This is a genomic window from Polaromonas sp. P1_F2 (genome assembly GCF_056405735.1).
This window is the reverse complement of record NZ_JBFUBN010000007.1, coordinates 43,832-59,719: the sequence shown is the minus strand read 5'-3', so window position 1 is coordinate 59,719 and position 15,888 is coordinate 43,832. Positions and strand designations below refer to the sequence as shown.

Genomic DNA, 15,888 nt, shown 5'->3' with positions numbered 1-15,888 from the left:
CTGTTTCCCTCAATTGCGGGTGTTGTGACAGCAACGCCGGGAACTGTCGCCGATTGCACCCGCTTTGACCATTCTCCAAATAGAGGAGGACGTGGGTTTTTTGCTGAATCGGCCGGGATTTCGTGACTTATTTCACACTGCCGCTGGGACCAACGCATGGGCCACGGGCAGTTCCACGATGAAGGAGGCGCCGCCGCCGGGGCGTGCCTCGCAGCGCACGCTGCCGCCATGCCGCTGGCTGATGGACTTGACCAGCGCCAGGCCCAGGCCCACGCCGCCTTCGCGCTCGCTGGCACCGGGCAGGCGGTAAAAGGGCTCGAAGATGCGTTCGCGCTGGCCGGCAGGGACACCCGGGCCGCGGTCGTGCACCTTGACCACGGCCAGCTGCCTGGCGCCGACGCGGGTCTGCGCCAGTTCGAGGTTGATGTCGCCGGTGCTGTAACGTCGCGCGTTTTCCAGCAGGTTGCGGATGAGCCGGCGCAGCAGGCGCGGCGAACCCTGCACGGTCAGGCTGTGGCTGGTGGCGTCCAGTCCCAGCCCGGCGTTGGGTGCCTTGTCCAGTTCGGCGCTCAGTTCGGCATTGACACGCGCGCATTCCTCGGCCGCCAGGCCCGTGAGGTCCAGGGTTTCAAAGGGCTCGGCGTCGGCCTGCTTGGCGTCCAGGCGGCTGGCCAGCAGGATTTCGTCGATCAGCTGGTCGAGTTCGGTGATGCTGCGCGAGATCTCCTTGCGCTGCGGCGAGGCGGCGTCGGTGCCCATGAGCTCCAGCCCCATGCGGATGCGCGCCAACGGCGAGCGCAGTTCATGCGAGGCATTGGCCAGCAGCGACTTGTGCGATTCCATCAGGGTCTCGATGCGCTCGGCCGCGTGGTTGAAGCGCCGGGCCAGGAAGGCCACTTCGTCCGTGCCTTCGGCATTGACGCGGGCCGACAGGTCGCCGGCGCCCCAGCGTTCCACGCCGCGCTGCAGGGCTTCGAGCCGCTGCGTCAGCCGGCGCATGACGGGGTAGGCCCCCAGCGCCACGGCCAGGCCGACCAGGCCCAGCATCCAGCCGAAGCCGAAGCCGAAAGGCGGGCGCATCCAGGGATTGCTGCCGGGCGGGCGCTTGGGCCGGGGCAGCAGCAGGTTCAGCGTCTGGCCGTCTTTGGTTGTGACGTCAAACTCCAGGTCGTCGCCGAGCTTGCGGTCGGGACGGGTCTGCGCCGTGCCTATGACTTCGCCCTTGTCGTTGTGCACCAGCACTTCGCGTATCGGCAGCTGAGGCGGGTCGGCGCTCAGGCGCCAGGCCGCGCCGACCAGGAAGGTCAATACGACCACGGTGGCGACCACCGCCAGCCAGATCCGAACATACAGATGCGAAGTAAACCTGGTCCACATAAAAACTCAGTCTTGCTGTTTGGCGAACACATAACCCACACCGCGCACGGTGAGTATGCGTTTGGGGTCCTTGGCGTCGGCCTCGATGGCGCTGCGGATGCGGCCCATGTGCACGTCGATGGAGCGGTCGAAGGCTTCGAGTTCGCGGCCGCGCACGGCTTCCATGATCTGGTCGCGGCTCAGCACGCGGCCGGCGCGTTCGGCCAGCGCCACCAGCAGGTCGAACTGGTAAGAGGTGAGTTCGCAGGGGGTGCCCGACACCGAGACGGTGCGCGCATCGCGGTCGATTTCCAGCGAGCCGAAGCGCATGACCTTGTGGCTGCCGTTGGCCGCGGCATTGCCGGTTTCGCCGCCGCGGCGCAGCACGGCGCGTATGCGCGCCAGCAGCTCGCGGGGTTCAAAGGGCTTGGGCAGGTAGTCGTCGGCGCCGATTTCCAGGCCGACGATGCGGTCCATGGGGTCGCCCTTGGCGGTGAGCATCAGCACGGCAGTGTTGGCGGTTTCGCTGCCCTGGCCCTTGATGCGCCGGCACACTTCCAGGCCGTCCATGTCGGGCAGCATCAGGTCCAGGATGACCAGGTCGGGCGTGTTGCCTTCCAGCGCGGCCAGCCCGCTCGCGCCGTCGGCCGCGTGGGTGAAGCCATAGCCCGACTGGCGCAGGTACTCGCCCACCATGTTGGCCAGGCGGGCGTCGTCTTCGATCATCAGGAGTTGTTGGGTCATGGATGGGTCCTCGGTTGCAGGGTGTGTCCCCCGGGGTGGATCACAATGGGTTTATGCTGCGCCGCACGCAACAATCGCACTTGAAGCCATCGTAAAGTTACGGTAAACCGGGCGGCGGCCCACCAGCATACTCCGCCGCGCGTACGTCCGGTAGCTGTTTTAGAGCTATCGATTTGATAGCGCCAGGTCGCTGTCCCTATTGGGATTTCGGGATCTGCATCCGCGAGGCCAGCGCGACCAGTACGAGTACCGGCAGGCCCAGCAAGGCGGTCGCGGTGAAGAAATGGCTGTAACCGAAGGCATCCACGTATTTGCCCGAATAGCCGGCCAGGAACTTGGGCAACAGCAGCATCATGGAACTGAAAAGTGCGTACTGGGTAGCCGAGTAGTTGACGTTGGTCAGGCTGGACAGGTAGGCGATGAAGGCCGCCGAGGCGATGCCGCTGGAGAGGTTGTCGGCCGAAATCACGAAGACCAGCGCATTGACGTCATGGCCGCGCGTGCCCAGCCAGGCGAACAGCAGGTTGCTGCCGGCGCTCAGCACGGCGCCCAGCATCAGCACGCGCATCACGCCCAGGCGCATGGCCATGGCACCGCCGATGAAGGCGCCCACCAGCGTCATGATGACGCCGTAGATTTTGGTGACGGCGGCGACCTCGTCCTTGGTGTAGCCCATGTCCACGTAAAACGGGTTGGCCATGATGCCCATGACAACGTCGCTGATGCGGTAGATGGCAATCAGCGCGAGGATCACGATGGCCTGCTTGCCGTAGCGCTTGAGGAACTCGGCGAACGGCAGGTAAAAGGCATGGTCGAACCAGACGGCGGCCGGCACCAGCCGCGCCGGCAGCGCGACACGAATACCGGTTCTGGCCAGGCCGATGATGGCCAGCACGTAGATGAGCGCCGGCAACAGGTAGGCACTGAGGGCCAGGTAGTAGCCCAGCAAGACCATGCCGGGTGCGATCAGCAGCAACAGCACGAGAAGCGCGAGCGTCGCGAACAGCACCGCGCCATACAGGGGAATGCCGGTGGCGGCAAAGCGTGCGCGGGTCGCCGCGGTTTCAGCGTCGCTTTCGGCGCGGGCGCGCTCGGCAGGTTCCGCTGAAAACAGCACGGTGATGATTCCCGGCAGCATGGAGAAGGCCATCACCAGGTAGGCGGCTTGCCACGCTCCAGGCTGGTAGGCCGCGGCGTTGGGGACTTCGGCGCGCGCGGCGATCCACAGCACGCCGGCGCCGGCCCAGATCATCGCGATGCGGTAGCCGGTCTGGTAGGCCGCCGCCAGCGCCGCCTGGCGTTTGGCATCCGCGGACTCGATACGGAAGGCATCAAGCGCGATGTCCTGCGTCGCTGACGCAAACGCCACGGCCAGCGCGCACCACACCATGGGCTGGAGGGACAGCTTCGGGTCGTTCAGCGCCATGCCGCACAATGCGCCGATGATGGTGAACTGCGCCAGCAGCAACCAGCTGCGGCGGCGGCCCAGCAGGCGGGTGAGCACCGGTATCGGCAGGCGATCCACCAGCGGCGCCCACACCCATTTGAAGCCGTAGGCCAGGCCGATCCAGCTTAAAAACCCGATGGTGGTGCGGTCGATGCCCGCTTCGCGCAGCCAGAAGCTCAGCGTGCCGAAAACCAGCAGCAGCGGCAGGCCCGCCGAGAACCCGAGCAGCAGCATGCGCAGCGTGGCGCGCTCTGCGTACACGCGCCAGACGCTGGCCCACGATACCGGTGCGGTGCTGGTGGATTCGGGGAGGGAGGAGGAGGCGCCCGGTGCCAGGGCGGATGAGGGGGTTTTGTCTGACATGGCCATTTCGATTTGTGACTATTATTCACCCATGTGCTTTTTATGCGACGCCAAACATTCCGCCTGGCCCGGCCGCCGGGCATTCCTGCTGGCCGCCGCCGGCACCGCGGCGACGGCTGCCACCCTGCCGCTGCGCGCGCAGGTGGATGTCGGGCCCTCATCCCAGCTGCGCAACCTTGTGCCCGCCGACGAGATTGAAACCGCCGCCACCCAGGAATACAGCAAGCTGCTTGCCGAGGCCCGCGCCAAGGGCGCGCTGGCGCCGCAAGGCAACGCGCAGCTGCAGCGGCTGCGCACCATCGCCGCGAAGCTGGTGCCGCAGACCGCCCAATGGAACGACCGTGCCAAGCAGTGGCGCTGGGAAGTCAACCTGCTGGGCAGCAAGGAGATCAACGCGTTCTGCATGCCAGGCGGCAAGATCGCCTTCTATACCGGTATCCTCGACCAGCTCAAGCTGACCGACGACGAGGCGGCCATGATCATGGGCCATGAGATGGCCCACGCGCTACGCGAGCACGCCCGCGCGCGCATCGCCAAAAGCCAGGGCACCGGCACCCTGCTGTCGCTGGGCGCCCAACTGCTGGGTTGGGGTCAGATGGGCGACCTGGCCGCCAGCATAGGCACGCAGCTGCTGACGCTGCGCTTCAGCCGTGAGGACGAAACCGACGCCGACCTGGTGGGCCTGGAGCTGGCCGCGCGCGGCGGCTACAACCCGCAGGCGGCGGTCAGCCTCTGGGAAAAAATGGGGCAGGCCGGCGGCGGTGCCGGTGGCCCCAACTTTCTGTCCACCCACCCTTCAGGGCCCGAGCGCATCCAGCAACTGCAGGCCAACGTGCCGAAGGTCCAGGGTCTATACCAGCGCGCCCGCGGCTAAGCTGGCTGGCCGCCCCTGGTGACCGGTTTGACGCAGCGCGCCGCATTCTTCTCGCGCGCCTGGTGGCGGTCCTTTCGCCCCGCGCGCACCCGCATCAACACTCGCGAGCGCCTGCGCCTGGTGGCGGGCTCGCTTCTGGGCATCTTCCTGACGGGCTTGTTATGCCACCTGGCCGGTCGGGTAGTGCCCGGCCTGCCCTGGCTGGTGGCGCCGCTGGGGGCCAGCGCGGTGCTGGTCTTCGCCGTGCCGGCGAGCCCGATGGCGCAGCCCTGGCCGGTGGTGGGCGGCAACACGCTGTCGGCGCTGGCCGGCATCGCCGGGGTGTACGGCGTGCACTTGCTGGGCTCGCCTGAGCTGGCCGCGGCCCTGGCGGTGGCCACCGCCATCGCGCTGATGCTGGCTTTGCGTTGCCTGCACCCGCCGGGCGGCGCTACGGCGCTGATGATGGTGCTGGGCGGCATTTCCAGTCCGGTGTTCGCCTTTTATCCGGTGATGCTCAACTCGGTGCTGCTGGTGGCTGTCGGCATCCTCTACAACAACGCGACGCGCCGGACCTACCCGCACACTCAGCTGCCGCTTCCGGGCGCCGCGCCCTCGGCTGAAGACCGGCAGCTCGACGCCGACCTGGACGCGGTGCTGGCACGCTACAACCAGGTGCTGGACGTGAGCCGCGACGACCTCAAGGCCCTGCTGGCGGAAACGCGGCTGCGCGCCTACGACCGCAAGCTGGCCGAGGTGCGCTGTGAAGACATCATGTCGCGCGACCTGGTGACGGTGGAATTCGGCACGCCGCTGGAGGATGCCTGGGCCCTGCTGAGGGAGCGCCGCATCAAGGCGCTGCCGGTGGTGGACCGCGGCTTTCGCATCGCGGGCATCATCACGGTCGCCGATTTCATGCGGGCCGCCGACCTGGACCTGTACGACGGCTTTGACGCCAAGCTCAGGCAGCTGGTGCGCAGCACGCGCAGCGTGTATTCGGAAAAGCCGGAGGTCGTGGGGCAGATCATGACCCGCAACGTGCGCGTGGCGGGCCGGCAGCGCCGGCTGGTGGAACTGGTGCCGCTGTTCGGCAGCACGGGCCACCACCACATTCCCATCATCGGAGAGGGCGAGCGGCTGGTCGGAATTATTACCCAGTCGGATCTGGTCGCCGCGCTGGGCCGCGCCGCCGACCCGGCTACCTGACACGCGGCGGGATGCTTCAAGCATGAGGTCAAAGGTACTCATGTGTCGGATGATTTTTCGCATTCTTCGTTTCGAATCAAGTCATAAGACCTAACAAGAAAGACGAAAGCAAATTTCCCGTCCGGTGGCGTGCGCCGAAGCAGCGTGCGGCATCGCGACTACTCGTACTTGTCCTACGCTGTTTTTTGATACTTGCGCCTTAAGATGGGCCGCATGAGCCTTCCCTATCCTCCAGGACAAGCTGCCCTTTCCTCGCGGCCGCGGGGTACGGTTCCAGGGCGGGCGCCCTCCATCCCGAAGCCATGAAGAGCACCGACCCGGCCCTGCTCGCATTCCTGGAGGAGCAGCGCGCCGATTACACCCGTTCCCTGCCGCGCCGCCTGGAACAGGTCGGCTTGCTCTGGCAGCAGATCCTGAGGGGCGAGGACCTGGCCCAGGCCCTGCCGATCCTGGAGCGCCACGCACACAGCCTGGCGGGTTCCGCGGCCACCTTCGGCTGGGCGGAACTCGGGCTGGCCGCGCAGGCACTGGAGCTGGCCCTGGAACCCCATGTCGGCAAGGACCAGGCGCTGGCGCCCGAGGCCCGTGCCGAGCTCGGCACGGCCGTCGAAGAACTGCAGCAGCGCTTTCACGGCGCAAGCTGACACCGCCCGAACGGATTGCCCATGCCTGCCTCCGCCGCCTTCCTGTCCAAGATCAAACTCGCGGTGGCGGCCGGCGTGGTGCTGATGACAGTGGTGGGCGCTGCGTCTTACCTGACCATCAGCCGCCTGCTTGAAACAGCCCAGTCCCGTGTGCGCACCGAAGACACGCTGGTCATGCTGGAGCGCGTGGATTCCAGCCTGCGGTCGACCGAATCGGCGCTGCGGCAGTACCTGCTGAGCGGCAACGCCGACGACCTGGAAGCCTTCCAGGCCGCCCGGGTCGAGCTGCGGGGCATCCGGGCCCGCACGCGCAGCGCCAATGTGCTGCAGGAGTCGGCGGAGTTCGACGAATTGATCAACCACCGTGCCCTGATCGCCAACCAGTCCATCGCGGCGCGCAAGGCAGGCGGCCCGGAAGCGGCGGCGGCCGTTCTCGGCAGCGACGCCAGCCGGCAATTGAGGCTGCGCACCAATGGCCTGCTGGAAAATGCGCGCAACCGCGAGGTCTACAGGTGGCGCGACGCGCAGGCCGTGGCCGAGCGCAGCGCCCAGTGGGCGCAGGGCTTCATCGTCGCCGGCAGCCTGCTGTTTTTCGCCATGCTGGGCTGGGTGGGCTATGTGGTCAAGCATTACGAGGAGGTGCGAAAACGCGGCGAGGCCCAGCTGCGCGACAGCGAGGCCATGAGCCGCAGCATCACCGAAGGCATGGTGGAGGCCGTGATCACCACCTCCTCCGACGATATCGTCCTGGAGGCCAATACCGCCGCCTTGCAGCTCTTTGGCTATGCACGCGACGAACTGGTGGGGCGCGATGTTTCGGAACTGGTGCCGGAACGCCTGCGCCGCCAGTACAAGGAATTCACCGGCATGATGCGCGCTCGGCCTGAAGCCTTCCGGATCGCCGGGCGGGAGGTGCGCGCCCTGCGCAGGGACGGCAGCGAATTCCTGGTCAGCGTGTCCTTCGGCGACGTGGAGGTGGGCGGCAGGCGCCTGTTCACCGCCGTGATGCATGACATCACCGAAAGCAAACGCACCACCGAAGCCTTGCGGGCCAGCGAGTCGCAACTGCGCCAGGTCACCGACACCGTGCCGGCCCTGATCGCCTATCTGGACACCGACCAGCGCTTTCGCTTCCACAACCGGGCCTATGAGGACAACTTCGGCCTGAGCTACGAGCAGATCGACGGAAAGCCGCTGGCCGACGTGCTGGGCCCGCAGGTCTATGAAACGGTGCGGGAAAAGGTGGATGAGGTCCTGAGCGGGCATATGGTGCGTTATGAGCGGACGCAGATCACGCCCCAGGGCGAGCGCAGGCACTACGCGATGCAGTACTTTCCGCGTTACGGCGAAGGCGCCAGCGCGGACAAGGTGATCGGCTTTTTCTCGCTGGGCACCGACATCACCGAGCTCAAGCGCATAGACCGCATGAAGACCGAGTTCGTCTCCACCGTCAGCCACGAGCTGCGCACGCCGCTGACCTCGATACGCGGCTCGCTGGGGCTGATTTCGGGCGGTGTGGCCGGCCAGTTGCCCGAAGCCGTCAAGAGCCTGGTGGGTATTGCGCAAAACAACTGTGAGCGCCTGATCCGGCTGATCAACGACATCCTGGACAGCGAAAAAATCGAGTCCGGCAAGCTGCGCCTGGACCTGCAGGTGGTAGACCTCAAGCAGCTGGTGCAGCAGGCGCTCGTCTCCAATGAGGGCTTTGCCGCCCAGCACGGCGTGAGCCTGGTGATGCGGGCGCCCGACACGGCGCTGCACGTGCGCATCGACAGCGATCGCATGACCCAGGTGCTGACCAACCTGCTGTCCAACGCCGTGAAGTTTTCGCCCAAGGGCAGCCCGGTGGAAGTCAGGCTCTCGCGCACGGGGCAAAAGGTGCGGACCGAGGTGGTCGACGTCGGCCCCGGCATTCCGGAGGAATTCAGCAGCCGCATCTTCCAGAAGTTCTCGCAGGCCGATTCGTCCGACACCCGCCAGAAAGGCGGAACCGGCCTGGGCTTGAATATTTCCCGCGCCCTGGTCGAAAAAATGGGCGGCACCATCGGCTTTTCCAGCAAGCTCGGTGCGGGCACGACCTTCTTTTTTGAAATGCCCGAATGGACCAACCCGGTGCCGCTGCTCAAGCCGCTGAGGCCGCCCGCGATTTCCTCGCGCCCGCGCATCCTGATCTGCGAAGGCGACCCCGACGTGGCCAAGCTGATCAGCATGATGCTGGGCAAGGCCGGCTTTGATTCCGACATGACCTTCAGCGCCGAGCAGGCACTGGCCTGCCTGGCCTCCAATACCTACGATGCGGTGACGGTGGACCTCAAGCTCCCCGGCCAGAACGGCGTGTCCTTCATCGGCCAGCTGCGCGAGGACGAGGGGACGCGCAACCTGCCCGTCGTGGTCATCTCGGCCATGGCCGAGCAGGGCCAGCTGCAGTTCAACCGCAAGCCGCACACGGTGTCGGACTGGCTTAAAAAGCCCATCGACGAAAACCTGCTGGTGCACAGCCTGCGCCGCGCCGTCGCCAGCCTGGACTCCGGCAAGCCGCGCATCCTGCATGTGGAGGACGACCTGGACATCCAGCGCATCACCGCCGCCATCGCCCAGGACTTCGCAAGCTTTGAATTCGCCGCCACGCTGGACGAAGCCCGCGACCGCCTGCGCGAGCATCCCTTTGACCTGGTGCTGCTGGATCTGGCGCTGGGCAGCCATTCGGGCTGGGACCTGTTCGAGGACATCGACGCGCTGGACCCGCGTCCGCCGGTGATCGTATTCTCGGCCGGCGACGTGGATCCGGCGGACGGCAGGCAGGCCGACGCGGTCCTGGTCAAGGCCCATACCTCAAACACCGAACTGCTCAATACAATCCAGCGAGTCCTGCAGATTCCCGGCGACCCGGGCCCCACCCGTTCCCAAACCTTGAACTGAACCATCATGACCACACCACTGAACCGCATCCTCTATGTTGAAGACGAGCCCGATATCCGCATGGTGGCGCAGATGGCGCTGCAAGCCGTGGGCGGCTTCACGGTGATCGCCTGCGCCTCCGGCCAGGAGGCGCTGGACGCCGCGCCGGGCGCTGGCGCCGACCTGCTGCTGCTGGACGTCATGATGCCCGGCATGGACGGGCCGACCACGCTCAAGGGCCTGCGCCAGCTGCCGGCCACCGCCGACACCCCGGTGATCTTCATGACCGCCAAAGTGCAGGCCGCCGAGGTGGCGGTGTACAAGGGGCTGGGCGCGCTGGAAGTGATTCCCAAGCCCTTTGACCCGATGGAGCTGTCCACGCAGATCCAGCGGATCTGGGCGCAGAGATAAAGCCCCCACGCTCCCCCACTTCGTGTGGGTCGCTGCCCCCCGAGGGGGCCGCCCGCCCTGCGGCCCGGCAAAGCCGGTTCCGCGGCTCATGCTGGCTTGAAGAGCCCACCTCAACCGTCGCACCCAGTTCCACACCAGTAGGGGCCGCGGGACTGGCTTTGCCAGACCGCAGGCGCCGTCCCCTGCAAGGGGAAAAGGGCTACACGAAGTGAGCCCGATAGGGGTGTGTCATTTCTCGGCTTTGCCGGCCCCAGGCGCCGCCCCCTGGGGGGAACGGGCTACACGCAGTGAGCCCGGACGGGGGTGGTTGTCAGATCTCGAATTCATAGTCCACGCTCATGGGTGCATGGTCTGAGAAGCGCTGGTCCTTGTAGATGTGCTCGCTGCGGGCCAGTGCCGCGAAGGCCGGCGTGGCCAGGTGGTAGTCCAGGCGCCAGCCCACGTTTTTCGCATAGGCCTGGCCGCGGTTGCTCCACCAGGTGTAGGCCGCGTCGGTCGCCGTGGGCTGCAGCTTGCGGTAGACGTCGACCATGCCGCCGCCCCTGGCCGAGGGGCCGGTGCGTTCCGTCAGCTCATCTGCCGCTTCATTGGCGAGTTCCGCGTCGCGCAGCAACTCCGTCATCCAGGCGCGCTCCTCCGGCAGAAAGCCGCTGTTCTTCCGGTTGCCCTTGAAATTCTTCAGGTCGATCTCCTGGTGCGCGATGTTGACGTCGCCGCACAACACGAAGTCGCGCGTTTCCTTCAGGGCCAGCAGGCGCGGGTAGAACTCGGCCAGAAAGCGGAACTTGGCGGCCTGGCGCTCCTCGCCCGAGGAGCCGCTGGGAAAGTAGCAGCTGATGATGGAGAGTCTGGGGCTTTGCTTGCGGCCGGGCCTGTCGAAGCGCAGCTCCACGTAGCGCCCTTCGGCGTCGAATTCGGTCGAACCGTAGCCCACGATCACGTCGCTGGGTTCATGGCGCGTATAGACGCCCACGCCGGAATAGCCTTTTTTCTCGGCAAAATGAAAATGGCCTTTGAGGCCGGCGATTTCCTCGAAGCGGCCGCTCATGTCGGCTGCCTGGGCTTTAAGTTCCTGCACGCAAATACAATCCGGCATGGACTGCAAAACCCAGTCCTGCAGGCCTTTGCTGGCCGCGGAGCGGATACCGTTGAGGTTGAGGCTGGTCAATTTAAACATGGGACTTTCAATGAGCACGGCAGGGCAACAACAGGACAACAGGGACGGGGCGGCTTCCGCGGACGGCGCGCTGGCACAGGAATTCGTGCAGTTTGCCGTGGAGTCGGGCGTGCTGCGCTTCGGGCAATTCAAGACCAAGGCCGGGCGCATGAGCCCGTATTTTTTCAACGCCGGCCTGTTCGACGACGGGGCCAAGCTGGGGCGGTTGGCGCAATTCTATGCGCGCCACCTGCTGGCCGAGGAAAAGCGCACGGGTCTGGCTTTCGACATGATTTTCGGGCCGGCCTACAAGGGCATTCCGCTGGCCGCGGCGGTGGCCATCGAACTCGCGCGGCTGGGGCGCAACTACCCCTTCGCCTACAACCGCAAGGAAGCCAAGGATCACGGTGAAGGCGGCACGTTGGTCGGCGCGCCCGTCAAGGGCCGCGTGCTCATCATCGACGACGTGATGTCCGCCGGCACTGCGGCGCGCGAGTCGATCGCCATCATCCAGGCCGCGGGCGCCGTTCCCCACGCGGTGGCACTGGCCCTGGACCGCCAGGAGAAGGCCACGGAAAACGGCGTGGATGTGAGCCATAGTGCCGTGCAATATGTTACGAAACATCTGGGCTTGCAGGTTTGCGCGATTGCGCGGCTGACCGACTTGCTGCAATATCTCTCGACACAAGGCGATACGCTGGGGGCCAACGGGGCCGATGCGATGTCACTGAAAACGCACTACCAAGCCGTGCTGGCCTACCGGGACCGCTACGGCGTGGATTAAGGAGTCGATTTGCTCTTGCGAACAGCACTTACGGTCATCGCGATGTCGGCCGCTTTTGCGGCGAACCATGCCGCGGCCCAGAACATCTACACCTGTGTCGACGGCAAAGGCCGCAAGCTCACGGCCGACCGTCCCATCGCCGAGTGCACGGACCGCACCCAGCAGGAACTGAACCGCTCGGGTACGGTCAGGCGCGTGGTGGGGCCTTCCCTGACCGCACAGGAGCGTGCGGTGCAGGAAGAGAAGGACAAGCTTGCCGCCGAAGCGCGCGCACGCGAGGCCGAGGACAAGCGCCGGGACCGCGCCCTGCTGTTGCGTTACCCCAGCCGTGCCGTGCACGACCAGGAGCGCGTCACCGCGCTGGCCCAGGTCGATGAGGTCATCAAGGCTTCCAACAAGCGGACGGCGGAACTGGCCGAGCAGCGCAAAGCCATCCAGGCCGAATTCGAGTTCTACGCCAAAGACCCCGGCAAGGCCCCGCCTTCGCTCAAGCGCAAGCTCGAGGAAAATGACCACAGTTCGGCCGTTCAGAAAAAATTCATCCAGGACCAGGAACAGGAAAAAAAGCGCGTGAACCAGCGCTTTGACGAAGAACTGGTCAAGCTCAAGCAGGTGTGGGCCATGAGAGAAGCCCCCGCGAGCTCGGCGCCCACGGCCAAAAACTGAGCGGCCGGGCGTGCTGCCCGGCTTTGCCTCAAACCATCAACCCAGTTTTTTCTTCAGCAACTCGTTGACCTGCGCCGGGTTGGCCTTGCCCTTGGTGGCTTTCATGGCCTGGCCGACCAGCGCGTTCATGGCCTTGGCGTTGCCGCCGCGCACCTCTTCGACGTTTTTGGCGTTGGCGGCCAGCACGTCGTCGATGATCTTCTCAAGCTCGCCGGTGTCGCTCATCTGCTTGAGGCCCTTGGCCTCGATGACGGCGTCGACGTCCGAGCTTTCGCCGGTCCATAGTGCATCGAACACCTGTTTCGCGGCGTTGTTGGAAATCGTGCCGTCGGCGATGCGTCCTATCAGTGCGGCCAGCTGACCAGCGCTGACAGTTGACGCCTCAATCGATTTTTCCTCGATGTTCAGGCGCCGCGACAGCTCACCCATGACCCAGTTGCTGGCCAGCTTGGCTTGCTGGCTGGCCTCGGCCACCGCTTCAAAAAACGCGGCGGTCGCCTTGCTTTGCGTGAGCTGGCCGGCGTCGTATTCGGACAGCCCGTAGTCCTTGACGAAACGCGCCGCCATCACGCGAGGCAGCTCGGACATTTCCGAACGTGTTTTTTCCACCCAGTCGCGCGCGATCACCAGCGGCGGTAGATCGGGGTCGGGGAAATAGCGGTAGTCGGCCGCGTCTTCCTTGGTGCGCATGCTGCGCGTCTCGCCGGTATCCGGGTCGAACAGCACGGTGGCCTGCTGGATGGCGTGGCCGTCCTCCAGCTGCGCGATTTGCCAGCGCACCTCGTAGTCGATGGCCTGCTGCATGAAGCGAAAGCTGTTCAGGTTCTTGATTTCGCGGCGCGTGCCCAGCGGCTCGCCCGGCTTGCGCACTGACACGTTGGCGTCGCAGCGGAAGCTGCCTTCCTGCATGTTGCCGTCGCAGATGCCGATCCAGGTGACGATCTTGTGCAGTTCTTTGGCATAGGCCACGGCCTCGGCCGTGGAGCGCATATCGGGCTCGGTCACGATCTCCAGCAGCGGCGTGCCGGCGCGGTTCAGGTCTATGCCGCTCATGCCGATGAAATCCTCGTGCAGCGACTTGCCTGCGTCTTCCTCGAGGTGGGCGCGCACCAGGCGCACCGAGCGTTTTTCACCGTCCAGGAAAAACTCGACCGTGCCGCCTTGCACCACGGGGATTTCGAACTGGCTGATCTGGTAGCCCTTGGGCAGGTCGGGGTAAAAATAATTTTTGCGCGCGAACACGCTGTGCTCGGCGATGTGCGCGTTGACGGCCAGGCCGAACTCGATGGCGCGTTGCACCGCGGCCTTGTTCATCACCGGTAGCGCGCCGGGCAGGGCGAAGTCCACGGCGGAGGCCTGCGTGTTCGGCTCGGCGCCGAAGGCGGTGGAGGCGCGGCTGAAAATTTTCGATTGTGTGGTGAGCTGCGTGTGGGTCTCAAAGCCGATGATGACTTCGTAGCCCTGCACCAGCGGCCCCGTGGGGCGGCCGGCCTGCATTTCGGCGAAGGGGTTGACGGTGGGTTGGGTCTGGCTCATGTCAAATCACTTAAAGGCTTGGGGGCTGGCGCAGGTGCCAGTCGGTCGCGAGCTGGAACTGGTGGGCCGCGCCCAGCAGTTGCGCTTCCTTGAAGTAGTTGCCGATCAGCTGCAGGCCCACGGGCATGCCGCCGGCGCCAAAGCCCGCCGGCACGCTCATGCCGGGCAGGCCGGCCAGGCTGGACGACAGGGTGTAGATGTCGGCCAGGTAGTTGGCCACCGGGTCGTCGGATTTCTCGCCGATTTTCCAGGCGACGGTGGGCGACACCGGGCCGGCAATGATGTCGCACTGCGTGAAGGCGGTCTGGAAATCCTGCGCGATCAGGCGGCGGATTTTCTGCGCCTTGAGGTAATAGGCGTCGTAGTAGCCGTGCGACAGCACATAGGTGCCTATCATGATGCGGCGCGTGGCTTCGTCGCCGAAGCCTTCGCTGCGCGACTTTTTGTACATGTCGTCGAGGTTGGTGTAGTGCGCCGCGCGGTGTCCGTAGCGCACACCGTCAAAGCGGCTCAGGTTGCTGCTGGCCTCGGCCGGCGCGATGACGTAATACACCGGGATCGACAGCTCGGTCAGCGGCAGGCTCACGTCCACCAGCGTGGCGCCCAGCTTTTCATACTCGGCCAGCGCGCCGCGCACGGCGGCCAGCACGTCGGGCGCGCAGCCGGCGCCGAAGAACTGTGTGGGCAGGCCGATGCGCAGGCCCTTGAGCGGCTTGTCGCCGGCGGCGGCAGGGCGCGCGGCCAGCAGGTCCGTAGCGTAGTCGGCGGCGGGCAGGTCCAGCGAGGTCGAATCGCGGTCGGGGTCGGGCCCGGCCATGGCCGACAGCAACAGGGCGCAGTCGAGCGCGCTGCGCGCCATCGGGCCGGCCTGGTCCAGGCTGGAGGCGAAGGCCACCATGCCGTAGCGTGAGCAGCGGCCGTAAGTGGGCTTGATGCCGGTGATGCCGGTCAGCGAGGCCGGCTGGCGTATCGAGCCGCCGGTGTCGGTGCCGGTGGCGGCGGGCACCAGGCGCGCGGCGACAGCGGCGGCCGAGCCGCCCGAGGAGCCGCCGGGAATGCGGCTGCTGTCCCAGGGGTTTTTCACGGGCTTGTAGGCGCTGTTGTCGTTGCCCGAACCCATGGCGAACTCATCGCAGTTGAGCTTGCCCAGCGTGACCATGCCGGCGCCCTGCGGCCCCAGCTTGCCCACCACCGTGGCGTCAAACGGGCTGCGGTAGTTTTCCAGGATCTTCGAGCCGGCCGTCGTGGGAAAGTCGCGCGTGACGAACACGTCCTTGTGCGCCAGCGGCACGCCCAGCAGCGGCGTGCGTTCGCCGGCGGCCAGGCGCGCGTCGGCGGCCCTGGCCTGGGCCAGCGAGACGTCCGTGTCGGTGGCCAGGAAGGCGCCCAGGTTTTCGTTCTGGATGCGGGCCAGGAAGTGCTGCGTGGCTTCAACGCTGGAGACTTCGCGCGCGGCCAGTTTCGCGGCCAGCTGCGCGACGCCCAGGTCGTGCAGGGCGGTGTTGTTCGTGGCCGTGCTCATTCGATCACCTTGGGGACGAGAAACAGTCCGTTTTCCACGGCGGGCGCGCTCACCTGGCTGGCCTCGCGCTGGTTGGGTTCGCTGGCGACGTCCTCGCGCAGGCGCAGGGCCACTTCGCCGATCACGGCCGCCGGGTGGGCCAGCGGCTCCACCCCGTCGGTATTGATGGCTTCCATCTGCTCGACCAAGGCGAAAAAGCCGTTGAGTTGGGCCAGGGTGTGCTCGGTTTCGTCGGGACGCAATTCCAGCCGCGCCAGGTTGGCGACGCGGGCGATGTCTTGGGGTGTCAATGCCATGGGGTA

The 15,888-nt window shown here is 66.1% G+C and carries 14 protein-coding genes; 7 read left to right on the top strand and 7 right to left on the bottom strand.

Features of this window, described 5'->3' with window-relative positions; genetic code table 11:
• Positions 1–132: 132 nt before the first annotated feature.
• The 3 genes from AC1D0O_RS15170 to AC1D0O_RS15160 form a co-directional block, all read right to left on the bottom strand.
• The gene (locus AC1D0O_RS15170; protein WP_477654336.1) at positions 133–1,377 is read right to left on the bottom strand and encodes an ATP-binding protein; all 1,245 of its coding nucleotides are present in this window, start codon (positions 1,375–1,377) and stop codon (positions 133–135) included.
• A 6-nt stretch (positions 1,378–1,383) separates the two neighbouring features.
• Positions 1,384–2,100: a response regulator gene (locus tag AC1D0O_RS15165; protein WP_477654335.1), complete on the bottom strand. Its 717-nt coding sequence runs from the start codon at positions 2,098–2,100 to the stop codon at positions 1,384–1,386.
• A 196-nt stretch (positions 2,101–2,296) separates the two neighbouring features.
• A complete protein-coding gene (locus tag AC1D0O_RS15160) occupies positions 2,297–3,916 on the bottom strand; it encodes an AmpG family muropeptide MFS transporter (RefSeq protein WP_477654334.1) in 1,620 nt (539 codons plus the stop codon).
• Positions 3,917–3,941: 25 nt separating this feature from the next.
• Here AC1D0O_RS15160 and AC1D0O_RS15155 point away from each other — a divergent pair, with 25 nt between their 5' ends.
• From AC1D0O_RS15155 to AC1D0O_RS15135, 5 genes are all read left to right on the top strand, one after another.
• Entirely contained in the window at positions 3,942–4,784 is an 843-nt protein-coding gene (locus AC1D0O_RS15155; RefSeq protein ID WP_477654333.1) for a M48 family metallopeptidase, read from the top strand.
• Positions 4,785–4,811: 27 nt separating this feature from the next.
• Positions 4,812–5,969 (top strand): HPP family protein, encoded by a 1,158-nt coding sequence (locus AC1D0O_RS15150; RefSeq protein WP_477654530.1) that lies wholly within the window; start codon positions 4,812–4,814, stop codon positions 5,967–5,969.
• A 302-nt stretch (positions 5,970–6,271) separates the two neighbouring features.
• Positions 6,272–6,613, top strand: a complete 342-nt coding sequence (locus AC1D0O_RS15145; protein ID WP_477654332.1) for an Hpt domain-containing protein — start codon at positions 6,272–6,274, stop codon at positions 6,611–6,613.
• Between the two features lie 21 nt (positions 6,614–6,634).
• The gene (locus tag AC1D0O_RS15140; RefSeq protein WP_477654331.1) at positions 6,635–9,532 is read left to right on the top strand and encodes a PAS domain S-box protein; all 2,898 of its coding nucleotides are present in this window, start codon (positions 6,635–6,637) and stop codon (positions 9,530–9,532) included.
• 6 nt (positions 9,533–9,538) lie between these two features.
• A complete protein-coding gene (locus AC1D0O_RS15135) occupies positions 9,539–9,922 on the top strand; it encodes a response regulator (protein ID WP_477654330.1) in 384 nt (127 codons plus the stop codon).
• 310 nt (positions 9,923–10,232) lie between these two features.
• On the opposite strand, the gene AC1D0O_RS15130 is transcribed toward AC1D0O_RS15135, so the two are convergent.
• On the bottom strand, positions 10,233–11,099 hold the full coding sequence (locus AC1D0O_RS15130) for an exodeoxyribonuclease III (RefSeq protein WP_477654329.1): 867 nt from the start codon (positions 11,097–11,099) through the stop codon (positions 10,233–10,235).
• A 10-nt stretch (positions 11,100–11,109) separates the two neighbouring features.
• Between AC1D0O_RS15130 and pyrE the strand changes: the two genes are divergently transcribed.
• Positions 11,110–11,862: an orotate phosphoribosyltransferase gene (gene pyrE, locus AC1D0O_RS15125; protein WP_477654328.1), complete on the top strand. Its 753-nt coding sequence runs from the start codon at positions 11,110–11,112 to the stop codon at positions 11,860–11,862.
• A gap of 9 nt (positions 11,863–11,871) precedes the next feature.
• Positions 11,872–12,528 (top strand): DUF4124 domain-containing protein, encoded by a 657-nt coding sequence (locus AC1D0O_RS15120; protein ID WP_477654327.1) that lies wholly within the window; start codon positions 11,872–11,874, stop codon positions 12,526–12,528.
• A 36-nt stretch (positions 12,529–12,564) separates the two neighbouring features.
• Here the strand turns inward: AC1D0O_RS15120 and gatB are convergent, their stop codons facing one another.
• The 3 genes from gatB to gatC are packed head-to-tail and all read right to left on the bottom strand — an operon-like array spanning position 12,565 to position 15,882.
• Positions 12,565–14,025 carry an Asp-tRNA(Asn)/Glu-tRNA(Gln) amidotransferase subunit GatB gene (gene gatB, locus AC1D0O_RS15115; RefSeq protein ID WP_477654529.1) on the bottom strand — a complete coding sequence of 487 codons (1,461 nt, stop codon included), beginning with the start codon at positions 14,023–14,025 and terminating at the stop codon, positions 12,565–12,567.
• A gap of 49 nt (positions 14,026–14,074) precedes the next feature.
• The gene (gatA, locus tag AC1D0O_RS15110; protein WP_477654326.1) at positions 14,075–15,586 is read right to left on the bottom strand and encodes an Asp-tRNA(Asn)/Glu-tRNA(Gln) amidotransferase subunit GatA; all 1,512 of its coding nucleotides are present in this window, start codon (positions 15,584–15,586) and stop codon (positions 14,075–14,077) included.
• Positions 15,583–15,882, bottom strand: coding sequence for an Asp-tRNA(Asn)/Glu-tRNA(Gln) amidotransferase subunit GatC (gatC, locus tag AC1D0O_RS15105; RefSeq protein WP_477654325.1), 300 nt, complete (start codon positions 15,880–15,882; stop codon positions 15,583–15,585). The genes gatA and gatC overlap by 4 nt, the downstream gene beginning before the upstream one ends.
• Between the last annotated feature and the right edge of the window lie 6 nt (positions 15,883–15,888).

Coding starts and splice junctions, on each gene's coding strand:
- pyrE (WP_477654328.1), top strand. CDS start 11,110: ATGAGCACGGCAGGGCAACAACAGGACAACAGGGACGGGGCGGCTTCC.
- gatA (WP_477654326.1), bottom strand. CDS start 15,586: ATGAGCACGGCCACGAACAACACCGCCCTGCACGACCTGGGCGTCGCG.
- AC1D0O_RS15135 (WP_477654330.1), top strand. CDS start 9,539: ATGACCACACCACTGAACCGCATCCTCTATGTTGAAGACGAGCCCGAT.
- AC1D0O_RS15170 (WP_477654336.1), bottom strand. CDS start 1,377: ATGTGGACCAGGTTTACTTCGCATCTGTATGTTCGGATCTGGCTGGCG.
- AC1D0O_RS15165 (WP_477654335.1), bottom strand. CDS start 2,100: ATGACCCAACAACTCCTGATGATCGAAGACGACGCCCGCCTGGCCAAC.
- AC1D0O_RS15160 (WP_477654334.1), bottom strand. CDS start 3,916: ATGGCCATGTCAGACAAAACCCCCTCATCCGCCCTGGCACCGGGCGCC.
- AC1D0O_RS15155 (WP_477654333.1), top strand. CDS start 3,942: ATGTGCTTTTTATGCGACGCCAAACATTCCGCCTGGCCCGGCCGCCGG.
- gatB (WP_477654529.1), bottom strand. CDS start 14,025: ATGCAGGCCGGCCGCCCCACGGGGCCGCTGGTGCAGGGCTACGAAGTC.
- AC1D0O_RS15130 (WP_477654329.1), bottom strand. CDS start 11,099: ATGTTTAAATTGACCAGCCTCAACCTCAACGGTATCCGCTCCGCGGCC.
- AC1D0O_RS15145 (WP_477654332.1), top strand. CDS start 6,272: ATGAAGAGCACCGACCCGGCCCTGCTCGCATTCCTGGAGGAGCAGCGC.
- gatC (WP_477654325.1), bottom strand. CDS start 15,882: ATGGCATTGACACCCCAAGACATCGCCCGCGTCGCCAACCTGGCGCGG.
- AC1D0O_RS15140 (WP_477654331.1), top strand. CDS start 6,635: ATGCCTGCCTCCGCCGCCTTCCTGTCCAAGATCAAACTCGCGGTGGCG.